General features: G+C 53.6%; 15 protein-coding genes. 4 read left to right on the plus strand and 11 right to left on the minus strand.

Going from position 1 to position 15,898, the window contains the following annotated elements; translation table 11 throughout:
* Positions 1–32: 32 nt before the first annotated feature.
* The gene (locus tag C162_RS25305) at positions 33–815 is read left to right on the plus strand and encodes a MerR family transcriptional regulator (RefSeq protein WP_036699102.1); all 783 of its coding nucleotides are present in this window, start codon (positions 33–35) and stop codon (positions 813–815) included.
* A complete protein-coding gene (locus tag C162_RS25310) occupies positions 812–1,288 on the plus strand; it encodes a hypothetical protein (protein WP_036699103.1) in 477 nt (158 codons plus the stop codon). The genes C162_RS25305 and C162_RS25310 overlap by 4 nt, the downstream gene beginning before the upstream one ends.
* Positions 1,289–1,395: 107 nt before the next feature.
* Here the strand turns inward: C162_RS25310 and C162_RS25315 are convergent, their stop codons facing one another.
* From C162_RS25315 to C162_RS25335, 5 genes are all read right to left on the minus strand, one after another.
* Entirely contained in the window at positions 1,396–2,490 is a 1,095-nt protein-coding gene (locus C162_RS25315; RefSeq protein ID WP_036699104.1) for an NADH:flavin oxidoreductase, read from the minus strand.
* 108 nt (positions 2,491–2,598) lie between these two features.
* The gene (rhaD, locus tag C162_RS25320; RefSeq protein ID WP_036699107.1) at positions 2,599–3,444 is read right to left on the minus strand and encodes a rhamnulose-1-phosphate aldolase; all 846 of its coding nucleotides are present in this window, start codon (positions 3,442–3,444) and stop codon (positions 2,599–2,601) included.
* Positions 3,445–3,514: 70 nt separating this feature from the next.
* Entirely contained in the window at positions 3,515–4,771 is a 1,257-nt protein-coding gene (gene rhaA, locus C162_RS25325; RefSeq protein ID WP_036699108.1) for an L-rhamnose isomerase, read from the minus strand.
* Positions 4,772–4,786: 15 nt separating this feature from the next.
* Positions 4,787–6,259, minus strand: coding sequence for a rhamnulokinase (gene rhaB, locus C162_RS25330; protein WP_036699109.1), 1,473 nt, complete (start codon positions 6,257–6,259; stop codon positions 4,787–4,789).
* Positions 6,260–6,288: 29 nt separating this feature from the next.
* The gene (locus C162_RS25335) at positions 6,289–7,440 is read right to left on the minus strand and encodes an iron-containing alcohol dehydrogenase (RefSeq protein WP_036699111.1); all 1,152 of its coding nucleotides are present in this window, start codon (positions 7,438–7,440) and stop codon (positions 6,289–6,291) included.
* Between the two features lie 265 nt (positions 7,441–7,705).
* Between C162_RS25335 and C162_RS25340 the strand changes: the two genes are divergently transcribed.
* The gene (locus C162_RS25340) at positions 7,706–8,461 is read left to right on the plus strand and encodes a DeoR/GlpR family DNA-binding transcription regulator (RefSeq protein ID WP_036699191.1); all 756 of its coding nucleotides are present in this window, start codon (positions 7,706–7,708) and stop codon (positions 8,459–8,461) included.
* Between the two features lie 53 nt (positions 8,462–8,514).
* Positions 8,515–9,570 (plus strand): ankyrin repeat domain-containing protein, encoded by a 1,056-nt coding sequence (locus C162_RS25345; RefSeq protein WP_036699113.1) that lies wholly within the window; start codon positions 8,515–8,517, stop codon positions 9,568–9,570.
* A 32-nt stretch (positions 9,571–9,602) separates the two neighbouring features.
* Here C162_RS25345 and C162_RS25350 read toward each other — a convergent pair whose 3' ends face one another.
* The 6 genes from C162_RS25350 to C162_RS25375 all read right to left on the minus strand — a co-directional run bounded on the left by C162_RS25350 (position 9,603) and on the right by C162_RS25375 (position 15,898).
* Complete coding sequence (locus tag C162_RS25350; protein ID WP_036699114.1) at positions 9,603–10,895, minus strand: L-cysteine desulfidase family protein; 1,293 nt, start codon at positions 10,893–10,895, stop codon at positions 9,603–9,605.
* A 100-nt stretch (positions 10,896–10,995) separates the two neighbouring features.
* The gene (locus C162_RS25355; protein WP_036699115.1) at positions 10,996–11,190 is read right to left on the minus strand and encodes a hypothetical protein; all 195 of its coding nucleotides are present in this window, start codon (positions 11,188–11,190) and stop codon (positions 10,996–10,998) included.
* 583 nt (positions 11,191–11,773) lie between these two features.
* Positions 11,774–12,667, minus strand: coding sequence for a phosphogluconate dehydrogenase (NAD(+)-dependent, decarboxylating) (gene gnd / locus C162_RS25360; protein ID WP_036699119.1), 894 nt, complete (start codon positions 12,665–12,667; stop codon positions 11,774–11,776).
* 64 nt (positions 12,668–12,731) lie between these two features.
* A complete protein-coding gene (gene zwf / locus C162_RS25365; RefSeq protein WP_036699122.1) occupies positions 12,732–14,270 on the minus strand; it encodes a glucose-6-phosphate dehydrogenase in 1,539 nt (512 codons plus the stop codon).
* Between the two features lie 173 nt (positions 14,271–14,443).
* The gene (locus C162_RS25370; protein WP_051493912.1) at positions 14,444–14,674 is read right to left on the minus strand and encodes a hypothetical protein; all 231 of its coding nucleotides are present in this window, start codon (positions 14,672–14,674) and stop codon (positions 14,444–14,446) included.
* Between the two features lie 6 nt (positions 14,675–14,680).
* Complete coding sequence (locus C162_RS25375) at positions 14,681–15,898, minus strand: Ger(x)C family spore germination protein (RefSeq protein ID WP_036699124.1); 1,218 nt, start codon at positions 15,896–15,898, stop codon at positions 14,681–14,683.

Genomic DNA, 15,898 nt, shown 5'->3' on the forward strand with positions numbered 1-15,898 from the left:
GTTTATAGTGTTGTTGAGGAGGGAACGTAACTATGATCCGCATTGGGGAGTTAGCGAAGACCGCAAATATCAGCAAAAGAACCCTGTATCACTATGAACAAATTGCGCTGTTACAGCCCGCACTTATTTCAGAGAACGGATATCGCTATTATGATGCCAAAGCCATCCTCCGGCTTCAAAAAATTCTTTTATTGAAATCGGTCGGCTATACCTTAGAACAGATTAAAGGGCTGTTAGAGAATATGCATTCTGCGCAAGAAGATGATAATTGGATCGCTTCATTACACGAGCAGATAGAGCTGATAGAACAGAAGAAGGAAGAGTTAAGCCGCAAACAGTATTATCTCCGGTCAACCATTCATGCCATCCGGCTCAAGGGAACGGAGAATTTGCAGGATCTGACGCACATCATTAGTGCCATGAATAACCGCCCTTTGAGCGGAGAAATCATACCTGCCGAATTCACGGAGGATTCACCCTTTACGGCTAAGGAAACCGGGATTCTTCAGCATCTCCCTGTGCTTGGCAGCAACAACCGGCAGATGGAGGAGCTTTTGGATATTTTGGAGCAGGCAGTACGGTTAAAGTCCTCATCACCCTATACTCCAGAAGCACAACATGTGGCGGGCCGGTTGTACGACAAGGCACTGGAGCTATTCGAGGGTGATGCCAAGCTGCTGGATAAGTATTGGGAGCAGATCAGACCCGCTGACGGGGCAGAGCCTATCGTGATGGGCATGGATCGCGCATTCATGTCTTTTGTAGATGAGATGATCCGCTATTATCTGCACACCAGGAAAGGAGAACAGACATGAGTAAACCTAAACAAATAGAGATGATGATCTGGAAAATAGGAAGGACAGCCCTGCTGGCCAGTGTACTGCTTCTATTATGGGCCTGCGGAATAACACAAGAATCCAAGGATGGAATGATCGCTGAGTCCTCCCCAGTACAGAATGAACCGGATGCCGATGCCATACGGGTAGAGGTGCTAATTGAAAGTGACAGCGATTCGGCAGTTAATCTGGAGGTGGACATTGATGCCCGGAAGCATCCGGAAAGTGTCTATCTGGATACTATCGAAGTTCCTTACAGAGAGGAATTTACCATCCCCAAGGACACCTTCATCCCGCTAACCTCCACTAAGGTGCAGGCAGACAAGGATGAGGCGGCCAGCTGGATCAGCTGTACCATTCTGTATGACGGAGAGGTAGTCGCAACTCACAAATCCAGAGGTGATCAGGCGAAGGCTGTTTGCGAGAAGAAATTCCGCTTGGGGCCGGGATAACGGATAAGAATTAGGCTTCACGGATAAAAAAGAACACCCCATGCCCACAGACATCAGCGAATAGACTGATGCCGGGTGCACAGGGTGGTAGTGTTGACCTCTATCTATTAGTACAAAGTCTGGGTCGCCTCGGAGGTGAACGGAATAATCTCGTCCGGCTTGCCCGCCTGCACCTTGGCAGGCCATGCAGGATCGCTGATCAGCGCCCGGCCAACTGCTACCAGATCGAATTCAGCCCGTTCCAGGCGTTCCAGCAGACGGTCGATATTGTCGTCCTGGTTCTTCTCCGTGACCGCACTGGTGAACGCACTATCCAGTCCCACAGAACCTACTGTAATGGCAGGCTTGCCCGTGATCTTCTTCGTCCAGCCTGCCAGGTTAAGCTCCGAGCCTGCGAATTCCGGCTCCCAGAACCGCCGGGTCGAGCAGTGGAAGATATCCACGCCCGCATTGCTGAGCGGAGCCAGGAAGCGGGCCAGGTCCTCAGGAGTCTCAGCCAGCTTGGCGTCATAGGCTCCGGCTTTCCACTGCGAGAAACGTAGGATGATCGGGAAATCCGGTCCTACCGCGCGGCGGCAGGCATCGACTACTTCCACCGCAAAGGTGGTGCGCGCTTCCAGATCGCCGCCGTATTCATCGGTCCGGCGGTTGGTCTTCTCCCAGAAGAACTGGTCGATCAGATAGCCGTGGGCACCGTGCAGCTCAATTCCGTCGAAGCCGATGGCCTTGGCAGCCTTCGCCGCCTTGGCAAAGGCACTGACGATGGCCTGAATCTCGCTCTTCGTCATCGGCTCCGTGACCTGCTCTCCGGCCAGACTCAGCCCGGATGGGCCAATCGGCAGCGCCGAAGTGTTAGGCCCTTCACCGATGCTGCGGGCCATGCCGACATGCCAGAGCTGTGGCATGATCTTGCCCCCTGCGGCATGCACCTCGCGCACGACCTGCGCCCAGCCCTCCAGGGAGGCTTCGCCATGGAAGTTCGGGATATCCTGATGGCTGACCGCCGCCGGATGATCAATGGCTGTGCCTTCCGTTATGATCAGGCCTACCCCGCCTTCCGCGCGGCGGCGGTAATACGCTGCCACCTCAGGACCGGGTACGCCTCCAGGGGAATGCACCCGGGTCATCGGTGCCATCACCACACGGTTGCGGAGGGACAGGCCTCCATATTCAAAAGGTTCAAACAATGCAGCAACATTCATAATCCACTAGCCTCCAATTCATACGATGATTACTTTAAGTAAGCATAGTATGACGGTTTCCGGCGGCAAATGCAAATTACTGCCAGTCTAAGAGCGGCCGATAATGTCTTATAAGTCCAGCACGCCGGCTTTCGGAGTCACCCGGAAGGCTGCAGCCAGATCAGCCAGCTGCTGATCGGTAATCTTCTGCTTAATTTCTCGTCCGCCGATCAGATTATAGACGATGGCGGCCTTCTCAATGGTCTCTACTAATCCGAACGTCGCATCCATAGTCTGGCCGGTCACGAAGATGCCATGCTGCGGCCAGATGACCACGCGGTAATCCTTCATTTTATCCGCGGTGGCCCGCCCGATCTCACTACTGCCCGGAACCATCCAGGGAATGACGCTGACGCCATCCGGGAAGACCACCAGACATTCCGTGCACATCTCCCACAGAGTCTTGGTGAATTTCAGCTCATTCAAATCATGGGTGAACGTCATGGCAATCACGTTCGTTGCATGAGTATGCAGCACAATCCGGTGCGCGGGATCTACCTTCAGCCGCTCGATGTGGCTCATGAAGTGGGAAGCAAGCTCACTGGTCGGAACAGCGCCGCTGCGCAGTCCCCACAATACCTCCACACTCTCGCCGCTGCTGCTGACACGCAGTACACCAAGGTTGGCTTCCGGGTCCTTGATCACATTACGGAAATACTTGCCTGATCCGGTAACGATGAAGTATTTGCCCGCCAGCTCCGCGACAGGGAAGGTAAGGCTGATCGTACGCAGCGGCTCGCGGATATTGATATATTTGGCTACCTCTTCTTCATCCAGGAGGTAACTTACATTGCCCCCGTTCAGCTCATCCCAGCCCAGCGACCACATGTGATGGGTAATTTCGGACATTTCCTCGATAAAAGGCGCAGTGACGCCGGATATATACCCCTTGGATTCAATTACGGATGTACTCATATGCTCTCTCCTTCTATATGCCCCTTCAGCGTGCGGGTACTTGTTATTTTGTGTTTTCAGCAGCTTGATCTTATCTTAGAGCCAATACTTCCTGCTCATAGCTCTTCACTTCAGCCAGCCACCCCTCGCGGACCGGGGTTCCCTGCGAAGCGCAGTAGTAATCCCAGACGGCACCGAACGGATAGGACTTGAATTCTTCCACCAAGGCCAGCCGCGAGGTGTAATCTCCAGCCCGTTCAATGGCCCGAAGCTCCTCTACCGGCTCCAGCATGGCGCGCAGCAGGGCCTTGATCGTATTGCGCGTGCCGATTACCCAAGCCGCCAGATGATTGATACTGCCGTCAAAGAAGTCGAGGCCGATATGCGTGCGCGGCAGCAGATCCCCGCGAACCAGCTCGCGGGCAATCTCCAGCAGCTCATCGTCCATCGTGACTACATGATCACTGTCCCAGCGGACCGGTCTGCTGACATGCAGCAGCAGCTGCTCGCTGAACATCAGGATGGAGCTGAGCTTGTTCGAGATCACTTCCGTCGGATGGAAATGTCCGGCATCCAGGCAGATGGCCTTGCCGCGTGTCAGGCCGTAGCCCATGTAGAACTCATGCGATCCGACCACGTAACTCTCCGAGCCGATACCGAACAGCTTGCTCTCCACGGCATCGATCGTGTACTGCGGATCCATCTCCTCGCTGAAGATTTCATCCAGCGATTCCTTCAGACGCATGCGCGGTGCCAGCCGGTCCACCGGAGTATCCTTGTAGCCGTCAGGCACCCAGAAATTCGTGACACACGGCTGGCCCAGCTCGCGGCCGAAGTGCTCGGCAATGCTGCGGGAAGCCTTGCAATGCTTAATCCAGAAGCTGCGGATCTCTTCGTCCGCATGGCTGAGGGTGAAGCCATCCGCCGCCTTGGGATGCGAAAAGCAGGTCGGATTGAAATCAAGACCTAATCCCTGCTCCTTGGCCCATTCCACCCAGTTCGTGAAATGGCGCGGCGCCAGCTCATCCAGATCCACCTGCTCCTTCGTATCGGCATAGATCGCATGCAGATTGACCTTATGCTTGCCGGGAATCAGCGAGAGGGCTTTCTCCAGATCCTGACGCAGCTCCTCCGGTGTACCGGCCCGGCCGGGGTAGCTGCCAGTCACGGCAATGCCGCCGCTCAGCTCTTTATCTTTGAACAGGAAGCCCCGTACATCGTCGCCCTGCCAGCAGTGCAGCGATACTTTGATCTGCGCCAGCTTCTCCAGTACCTCATCCGTATGAATCCCATGGGCTGCATATAATTTCTTGGCTTCGTTGTAGCTGTTAATGATGCTCTGATCCATGCTGTTGCCTCCTAATTACGTATTGTGAACATTCGCTCCCGGTTGAAGCTGCTCCCAGCGGATCAGCAGCTCCGCCAGCTGAGGAACCGGCTGCGGCAGATAAGACTGAATCGAGAAGGACTGGCCGATAATCTGACGGGCGTCATGGATGTCTGCCATGCGGCCCGCCTCAATCATCTGCACAGCCAGATTACCCAAAGCTGTGGACTCGGTCGGTCCGGCCAGTACTTCTCTGCCGGTCACATCTGCCGTCAGCTGGCACAGCAGTCTATTGTTAGCGCCGCCGCCGACAATCTGCAACACATAGGTGCGCTCCCCGGTGAGGTCTTCCAGCTCAGCCAGATAGCTGCGGTAGGATAGCGCCAGACTGTCGAAGATACAGCGGGCCAGCTCACCGGGAGTCTGCGGCACAGGCTGACCGCTCTCCAAGCAGGCCTGGCGGACCTCCTGAATCATATCGCCGGGCTTAAGGAACCGCGGATGATTACAGGGAATCAGGCTGCGGAAGCCTGCGCATTGCCCGGCCTGCTCTGCCAGTTCCGCGAAGCTAAACCTTTCGCCGTCCAGTCTGCGCACTTCCTGGATTAGCCAGAGGCCCATAATATTCTTCAGGAACCGGTAAGTCCCGTAAGCGCCCCATTCGTTGGTATAATTGGCTGCCATCGCTCTGCTGTCATTGAGCGGGTGATCCAGCTCTACTCCCAGCAGAGACCAGGTCCCGCTGCTAAGATAGGCTGACGAACGGTCCTTCTGAGCAGGCACACCGAGTACCGCAGATGCTGTGTCATGTGTGGCCACGCAGATCAGGCGGCATTCCGGCAGATCATACCGTTCCACCAGCTCCGCTGAGAGGAAGCCAAGCTCTTCCCCCGGCTCAGTCAGCGGAGCGAACTGTTCACGCCGCAGACCCAGGAATTCCAGCAGCTCAGGGTCGAAATCACGGGTCGCAAGATTGAGTAGCTGTGTCGTGGATGCATTGGTAACCTCGTTCATCTTCCATCCGCCGAGCCGGTAGTAGAGATAATCCGGCACCAGCAGAATCTGATCCGCTGCCTTCAGCTCTTCCCGGTCATGTGCATATAGCTGATACAGCGTATTGAAGGTAAGCTGCTGAATGCCGGTCTTGGCGTAGACCTTATGCGGCGGGAGCAGCTTCGCAACCTCCTCCATCACCCCGTCCGTCCGGCGGTCACGGTAGGCATAGACCTCGTTCATCCGCTTGCCTTCGGCATCCAGCAGCACATAATCTACCGCCCAGGTGTCAATGCCGAGGGTGCATTCGTGAATGCCTCTTAGCTTCGCCTGGTGCAGACCTTTAATAATTTCATCCAATAAATAATCCATATCCCAGAAGCAGGAGCCGTCCTGCTCCGTGAAGCCATTGCTGAAACGGTGAAGCTCCGCAAGCTGGAGTCTCCCGTCCACGAGCTGTCCAAGTACAAGCCGTCCGCTGGAGGCGCCGATATCGACGGCGATATGATAGGTCATAGGGAATCTCCTATTCTATGAAAGGTGATTTACAGAATTTTGCGGAATAACGCGATTACTTCATCTTTGGTAGGAATAAAAGGGTTACCAGGTGCGCAGGCATCCTTCATTGCATTCTCAGCAAGCAGATCGAGATCTACTTCAGCAACACCCAGCTCGGACAGCTTGGCAGGAATGCCAACCTCCTTAGACAGGGCCTTGATCGACTCGATGACGTAATCCGCACATTCCTTGTCGCTTCGCCCTTCGGTCTGCATACCGGCAGCTCTGGCGATCGCTCTGAATTTCTCCGGCACATGCTTGGCATTCTCTTCTTCCACGTATGGCAGCAGCATCGCATTGCACACGCCGTGCGGCAGATCATAGACCCCGCCGAGCTGATGGGCCATGGCATGCACGTAGCCTAAGCCTGCGTTATTGAAGGCGAGGCCGCCGAGGAAGATGGCATAGACCATCTGCTCACGCGCTTCAATATCGTGTCCATTCGTCACCGTCCGCGCCAGATTGGCGAAGATCAGCTCCACCGCAGCCAGAGCGGTAGCATCGGTTACCGGATATGCGCCTGGAGTGACCAGCGCTTCAATTGCATGCGTCAGGGCATCCATGCCCGTAGCCGCCGTAAGTGCAGCGGGCTTATCAACCATCAGCTCCGGATCATTCACCGAGATGGTGGCGATACTGTTCTTGTCTACCATGACCATCTTGATCTTGCGCTCTTCATCCGTAATCACGTAATTGATCGTCACTTCACTTGAAGTCCCGGCCGTCGTGTTCACCGCGACAATCGGCAGAGATTTGTTCTTTGATTTGTGAACGCCTTCATAATCTGCAATATGCCCGCCGTTAGTGGCAACAATGCCGATGGCCTTGGCCGTATCCTGCGGCGAGCCGCCGCCGATAGAGATCAGATAGTCACATTCGTGCTGCTTCAGAAATTCCACGCCGTCATGAACATTTTTGCAGGTAGGATTCGGCTTCACTTCATCATATACCACATACTGAATTCCCGCTTCATCCAGCATAGCCAGCAGCCTTCCGGCGATTCCGCTCTTCATCAGGAATTTGTCTGTGACCACAAGCGCCTTCTGCAGATTCAGCTCTTGAATGTACGGGGCGATGTCCTTCAGACAGCCCTTTCCCATAATGTTAATTGACGGCACATAATAGACATGAGTACTCATTGCTTAACCAGCCTCCCGGGCACATAAATAGTTAATGAACACTGTAAGCATACATTCAACCTGTTGACCTTTTCATCGTATCGCCGTTAATCTGTGTTGTCAACACTTTAAACACTATTTAAGTTGTTTTTATTTGTTTATTGTTTGTTTTGTGGAGAATAAACGATTATTATTGTGGGTTTCAGAGCAAATAAGGTTCATTATGTTGTACAACACAGAAATTACAGTCTATATTAAGACTATCAACTCTGGAAAGGTGATACGTATGCTCGCTGCCGAAAGACGCAAAAAAATAATCGACCTTGTCCATCAGGACAAACGGGTGCTGGTGTCCGATCTCAGCCGGATGTTCGAGGTGACAGAGGAGACGATCCGCAGAGACCTGGAGAAGCTGGAGAAGGATGGCATTGTAAGCCGGACCTACGGCGGAGCCATGCTGAACAGGCATACCAATGAGGACCTGCCTTTTCTGACCCGGGGAGCACTCAATACGGATATCAAACGCAGAATAGCGATCCAGGCGCTGGATCTGATTAATGACGGGGATACGCTAATGGTGGACCCCAGCTCGACCTCGTTTGAATTCTTGAAGCTGCTGGGTAATAAAAGTAATCTGACGATCATCACCAATTCGATCAACATTCTTCATGAGTTCGCGAGCTCAAGCCACAGCATTATTTCTACAGGCGGCTCACTCCGCCACCGTTCCCTGTCGCTTGTCGGCCCCGTAGCCCATGAGACCATCCAGCGCTACAATGTGGACACTGCCATAATCAGCTGCAAGGCTCTGGATATGGACCGCGGGGTCACCGACTCCAATGAACCGGAATGTGAGCTGAAGAAATATATGCTGCGCCAGGCACACAAGGTTGTGCTGCTCGCAGACCATACCAAGTTCGACCAGACAGCCTTCGCCAGGCTCGCAGAGCTAAGCCGGATCGATGTGCTGATTACCGACCGCAAGCCTTCAGAAGCGTGGCTGAAGCTGTTGTCAGAGAAGAATGTGGAAGTGCTGTACTAAGTTCATGAGAGATCTATCATAGGAGATTCATCTTAGAGAGGAGAGTTAATCAAATGGGCAAAAAGAGAATAACCTTACCCGCGGACTTCCGCGAGCTGGTTAAATCAGGGGATATCGATCAACTTAAGGCTGTTTTTGAGAAATGTGACTGGAATGCAACCTTGGGATCCTACAAAGAACCCGCGCTCAGCATCCGGCAAATTCCGGATGAGCTGGTCCGCTGGCTGGTGGAGCAGGGTGCTGACATCAACGCCAGGGATAAATATCAGCGCACTCCGCTGCATTCGCAGGCCGGAAACTGGTCGGGTAATATCCCGCTGTTCCTTGAGCTTGGTGCTGAGCTGGAAGCTCTGGATTATCAGGACGAGACCCCGCTGCACGCCGCTGCCAACTACTACCGGACTGGGGCGATCCGTGATCTTATCGCTCACGGTGCCAACATCCATGCTGTGAGCAAGCGCGGGAATACCCCGCTGGCGAAGGCCTTGATCAATTGCCGGAATGCTGATATCACCGCCATGGCTGAGATCGCCCAGGTGATGCTGGAGGCGGGGGCAACTCTTACTCCAGAGATGAAAGAGTCGGTACAATCAATCGGCAAAGCATTTGAATTCAGCAAAGCTAATTTCAATAAAGACTACCTGGATGAAACTGTAACGGCCCTGGACAAGCTCTACAAGCTGTTCGGTGTGGAGCCTGTAGCCGCGAGAGTGATGCATGACGGTGTTTCTAAGATCGAGGTTAAGAGCACAAGGTGGCAGGATCAGCATCAAGAGCTATGGGAGGCGCTCATCCCCGGCTCAGGACCCGCGCTTACCGTACAAGGGGAGGTCATTCGCATCACTGGGCGGATCTCTTATGAAATCATGAATAACGGCGGAGGCAACTGGGGTGCGGATTTCCGTAAAATGCTCAGTGCGCTACTTCTGCACTTCGCCTCAGGCATACCTCTGGACCCTGCGCAACTGAAGGAAGCTGCGGAATTAGCCGGTTACCTGCGCCAAGGCAACGGCAACGATGAACCGGCCAGATTATGCGAATTGGCCGTGAATTGGGTGCTAGCCAATCCACAGCCTGTTTCCTTACCGCAACCAGATTACAAACGCTAAACGCTGAGACATTCCAGTGCTTGTCCTGATCCTTATGAAGAAGCGGCTCCCTTGGAGAGCATAATATTCAGAATGGCCTGGTCTGTGGCGGCAAGCCCCTCCTGGACCAGGGTCTCCATATTCTTGATCGTATCCTCCACCTTCTCGAAGATGACACCGTCATTCAGACTCGCGGAGATATTGTTCATAGCCAGGGTGGCAGACTGAATGGCTGCGTTGGTGGCCGTGGAGATTTTGAGTGCACAGGTTGGCTTCGCACCATCGCAAATCATGCCTGAAGTAGAGGCAATCGTATTCTGGATGGAGTGTTTGATCTGCGCCAGCGTTCCGCCCATCAGATAAACAATACCGCTGCCCGCCCCTACTCCGCCGGCAATGCCTGAGCCGCAGAGCGGGGACAGACGGCCAATGTAATGCTTCACATGAATGGTAATCAGATTGCTGAGCGCCATCGCTCTGGCCAGAGTCTCCTCATCCTTGCCGAGGAGCTCGGCCAGGGCAATGACCGGCATAGTGCAGGCAATCCCCTGATTGCCGCTGCCCGCCGTAGTCATTACCGGCATAGCACTGCCGTCCATCCGTGCATCAGATGCCGCTGCCGTTGCGGCGATAATCCGGTTCGCCACATCCGCGCCGAACAGATTGAGGGCGGATTGCTGGCTCATTTTCCGGCCCACCTGGAGGCCATATTCCCCGCGCAGCCCTTCCTCCGAGATCGCCTTATTCATAACCGCTCCCTCAAGCAGGAAACGAAGATCCTCGAATGGTGTATTCTGAACGAAGGCATAGATATCTTCGAGTGAGACCGAGTATACCTCAGGGTCCAGACTATGCGGGTCGCCGCAGTCGGCCTTGTCCATTTTCGGCTCAAGCCGCTGGCCATCCTTCGCAAGATAATGCACATTCGTGTGCTCTTTTACCAGGATTGCTGTGGCGGTATGGTTCTTGCTGTGTACTCTCGCTTCTATATATAGCTTCTCCGGCGTATCCTTCAGCTCAACCTCCAGCAGCTTACGCTCCAGCAGTCCCTCTGCACTTGCCAGCTCCGCCGGGGTCAGCCCGGACAGAATCTCAAGCTTCCGCTCCGAGCGGCGCACCACCGCACCCAAGGCCGCCGCTATCGGCAAGCCCGTCTGGCCTGTACCAGGAATCCCTACGCCCATCGCATTCTTGATGATATTGCCGCTGAGCAGCAGCTGAATCGCCGTAATCTCCTCTTCCACCAGTTCAGCGGCCAACGAGACGGCATAAGCCACTGCAATCGGTTCGGTGCAGCCTTCTGCGGGCATAATTTCTTTGTGTAGTACTTCCAGTAGGTTAATCATCTGTGCATCACCATTCCCTCTGTCTGCCTCTTTATGTCTATATCTGTTTCTATATATAGTACAACAGTTAGACGGTCCGGGGAATCCCCGTTATTACCCATCACCCGCCCAGCTTCACCAGCCGCTTCAGCCCTTCCGTACAGGCCCAGCCGCCCGCTCCCGCCAGAATCGTATTATGAAATAAGCTCCAGGCCAGCGAATACGTCATACTGCCAACAATCACCTCGACCACAATAAACCGCAGGATATCCCGCTTCGTGATCAGATAGACTCTGAATTCCTGATTGTGCGTCACCGGTCACCCCTTCTGTCTATTTCAAAATATAAGGATTATATATTACGCCAGAACATATATGTTTCAAGCTACAAATTGTCCTTCCATTTCTCGCTGAAACGGTACCGCCTGAAAAGGACGGCAAAACCGTTATCATATATGTTTCTGTACTTATATGCTGTCTGCGGGTTGTCTGATTCTCTGTGCCAGGCACAAGAAAGAGCAGTACTTCTCCAATGGGCTACATTGCTGGAAAAGTACTGCTCTGGTGCCAGATTGCTTAGTTGGCGGGGATTCGGCAGATTCAGGTGCACTAGTGCTCCTCATTTGCCCGATTGGCGGGTTTTCGGCAGATTCAGGTGCACTAGTGCTCCTCATTTGCCCGATTGGCGGGGATTCGGCCGATTCAGGTGCACTAATGCTCCTCATTTGCCCGATTAGCGGGGATTCGGCCGATTCAAGGGGATGTATCCCTTTCACTTCCCGTACAGCCAACGTGCAGCCCGGCTTCCGGCCAAATCCAAAACAAAGAGGCTGCCCAAACAGCCATTGCATGGCTATGGACAGCCCCCTGATATCAACGCTTCAGTCTAGTTACTTCTGCTTACTTCGACTCCACCGCATGGCCGCCAAATTCATTACGCAAGGCGGCGACGACTTTGCCGGTGAAGGTGTCGGTCTCCAGCGACCGGTAACGCATGAGCAGAGCCATGGCAATGACCGGCGTCGCTGCTTGAAGGTCGAAGGCTGTCTCCAGCGTCCAGCGTCCCTCCCCGGAGGAATGCATGACGCCTTTGATGTCTTCCAGCTTGGCATCCTTGGAGAAGGCGCGTTCGATCAGCTCCATCAGCCAGGAGCGGACGACCGAGCCGTTGTTCCAGACGCGGGCCACCTGCTCGAAGTCGAAGTCATATCCGCTTTTCTCCAGCACCTCGAAGCCCTCACCGATCGCAGCCATCATGCCGTATTCAATGCCGTTATGCACCATCTTGAGGAAATGTCCGCTCCCGGATTTGCCGGCGTACAGGTATCCGTTCTCTACCGCAGTGTCACGGAACAGCGGTTCAACGACCGTCCACGCTTCCTCATCGCCGCCAACCATGTAGCAGGCCCCACTCCGCGCACCTTCCATTCCGCCGGAGGTTCCCGCATCCAGGAAGTGAATTCCATGGGCACCCAGCTCTTCATGACGGCGGATCGACTCTTTATAATGTGAGTTACCGGCTTCAATGATGATATCTCCCTTGGATAATAGCGCCGTCAGTTCAGCAATAACCGAATCTACATAAGTATGGGGAACCATGATCCAGAGAACGCGCGGGGAATCAAGCCGTCCCGTAAGCTCCTCCAGGCTTGCTGCCCCGGACGCACCGCGTCCGGCCAATTCCTGCACCGCAGCAGGATTCACATCATACGCTACCACTTCATGGGCATGCTCCAGCAGGTTCTGGCCGAGATTGAAGCCCATTTTGCCTAGTCCAATTAAACCGACTTTCATTACGAATCCCTCCGAATTGTAGTCATATAAGCTAACTCTGTCCGCTTGCTGTTACCGCCGCCGCTTAGGCTCCAGGCCGGATGACTTCCGGTTCTATCCCTGCTGTCCGGTGAACGCGTGCAGGCTCTGTATTCTCCGGTTCATCCAGCCACCAGTGGAACTCGCCAAGGAGCTGTTCTGCCGCCGCCGGGCCGTTAGAACCGGCAGGATACAGGTGCAGCGGCAGGCTGCCTTCTGCTGTTGCTTCGATTATAGGCTGAACCCATTGCCAGGACAACTCTACTTCCTCCCAATGAGCGAAGAATGTGGCATCGCCGAGCATCGCATCATAGATCAGATTCTCATAGGCCTCCGGCACATCGGGATTACCCGGCTCATGCTTAATGCTAACCGGCTCAAGCTCCCCGTGCTGAAGCGGGTTTTTGGTATTCAGAGTCAGGGAGATTCCCTCATTCGGACCAATATCAATCACCAGCAGATTAGGGTCAAGCGGCAGCTTGTTACGGTTCTTGTTATGCACATCATTAAACGGCTCTTTGAATTCTATAACAATCCGCGTGGATTTCTCCTTCATACGCTTACCTGTACGTATATAGAACGGCACATCGTTCCACAGCGGATCTTCAATCCACAGGCGTGCAGCAATATACGTCTCATTCTGTGAAGCGGCTGCGATCCCCGGTTCAGCGGTATACGCAGGCACTTGCTGTCCGCGCATCTCCCCTGCTGCGTATTGGCCTCGCACAACATGCTGTGTTACCTCTTCAGCGAGCAGAGGGCGGACGGAACGGATGACATGCCGCTTTTTGCTGCGGACGTCCTCTGGTGTACTGCCCTTCGGAAGCTGCATCGCCATCATCATGAGCAATTGGAGCATATGGTTCTGGAACATGTCGCGCAGCGCGCCAGCCTTATCATAGTAACCCGCCCGCTCTTCCACACCCACCGTTTCACTGGCGGTAATCTGAACATTCGCGATATACCGGTTCTGCCATAAGGCCCGCAGCACAGGGTTAGAGTATTTCAGCACCTCCAGATTCTGCACCATCGGCTTGCCCAGGAAGTGGTCAATACGGAAGATTTCCTCCTCTGCAAAAGCTGCGCTCAAGCTCTCATTCAGCACCCGTGCCGACTGCAAATCCCGACCGAAAGGCTTCTCGATAATCAGACGTTTCCAGCCCTTGGTATCCCCTAGCCCGCTGGCATTGATATTACCGGCAATCTCCCCGAAGAATTCAGGACCGACCGACAGATAGAACATCCGGTTCTGCGGAAGCCCCAGCTCTTCCTCCCGGCGCTGTACATGGCCAAGCAGCTTCACATAATCCTCAGGACGTCCGACATCCAGCACACTATATTCAAAAGCCTGCAGGAAATTCTGCAGCACCGCTGTATCCTCTACCGGACGGCGCGAAAAGGTGCGCAGCGAATCCAGCACCTGACGCTGGAACGTCTCATTAGTGAGTTCCCGTCTGCCCAGCCCTATGACTGAGAGAGGACCGGAAAGCTTGCCATCAGTAAACAGGTTGTATAGAGCGGGGAAGATTTTCCGCTTCGCCAAGTCCCCGGTTGCGCCAAAAAGTACAAATGTAGATGATTCCACTTTCATTCCTCCCGTTGTTATCATTTTATTATATAGTTACTAATTAATACTCAGGAACTTTATAACACATCATACGACTATAAACTCAATTCGTCAATCTCAATTCGACATTTACGATAATTACCCAAACATGCCAAAAAGCAGGCCTTCTATTAGAAGACCTGCTGCGTTACTCAGAACCATGAGGCTACGAGATCATTGAATGGCTTGTAGATCACCATAATCATCAGCAGCGGGCTTGGCACCTTAATTTTCAGAATAGTGCAGCCCGCAGCAGCGAGTCCGCCAATCCAGAGGGCGAAGTACACCCAGCGGTCCCGCCGCTTCTGCCTGCCCTTCAGGTTAGGGAGATCAATCACCATACAGCCCACAGCCAGGATGAGGAATACCAGTAACATCAGCATGCAGGATCACTCCTTGATTTCATCGATGAAAGAATTATCGATCGTTCCGATCCGGTTAATGGTTACAGCGGCTTTGTAATGCACAGGCAGGCTTTTGAGATATTCATCATTTTCTTTCACGCTGGACCATATTTTTGGACTCTTGCGGTATATCAACTGGCCGAACCCAAAAACATCAGCATTATACCGCTCAGTTATGTTCTTCACTGCCGCTTCCATCCGCTGTACAATCCGCTCCTGCGTCTTCAGCTCCAGCTCATGGATTTTACTCTCGGTATCTATCTTGTCCGGACCTTCAATTTCCTGCACGTTGCATAAAGCCTCCACACTCAAGTAAATATGCGGCTTGCCGTCAATAAACTTTACCTTGCGCTTGGTTGTGGTTGTCAGCGCCTCCATAACGACCAGGCTTCCATTCTTGTCCTTGAAATATCCCGTGTTCTTGGTAACATTATCAATGACATAGTTGTAACCCACTGTGACAGCATCATCCATCCAGCCGATCAGCTTGTCCCTTCGGAAGATGGCTACGCTTTTATAATGCAGCCTCGTGTCCGGATTCGTCCGTTCCACATTGGCCTTGTCGCCGCCTGCCTCAGGGTCCCCAAGCAACTCTACTCCGGTCAGCACGGGGTTCGTGCCTTCGTAGATTAGATCTTCGATGAAATCGTCCACTGTAACCGCAACTGTCTTGGAAGAGATTTGGTAGGATTTGTCCAGTGAATTGAACAGCTTGTTCGCCGGCAGCCGGTCCAGCGGAGTTAGCACCTTAAGCACATTCTCAGCGGTCGTCTTGCGCGCCACCATAACATAGAAATCCATACGCGGCTCGCGGCTTCTTTTGAGCACATCCAGCGTCTCGGCAAGGCCTTCACGGGCCAGCTCTTCACCTACGACCAGCACACGGATATGCCCCATATAAGGTGAACGTGAACTGACCAGATTGAATTTGCGCAGCGATTCATAAATCGTTTTGACTTTGAAGGTATAGAGCACGACAGGTACACCGCTTCCCCCTGACCCACCCGCGCTCTGTGAGATGATGGAGGAAGGAATAACTACCTGCATGGAGACTTTGTAGCCGTCCTCCGCCTTGTCCAGACCCAATCCCAGCACAAAAGCCAGCTCATTCAGCTCCTTGCGCTCCCAGCACCCGCTAAGCAGCATAGGAAGCAGCAACAACGGAATACAGGCGGCCAGCACCTTCGCCATTCGCTTCCTCAT

It is taken from the genome of Paenibacillus sp. FSL R7-269 (assembly GCF_000517865.1).
Classification (GTDB): Bacteria; Bacillota; Bacilli; order Paenibacillales; family Paenibacillaceae; genus Paenibacillus_AQ.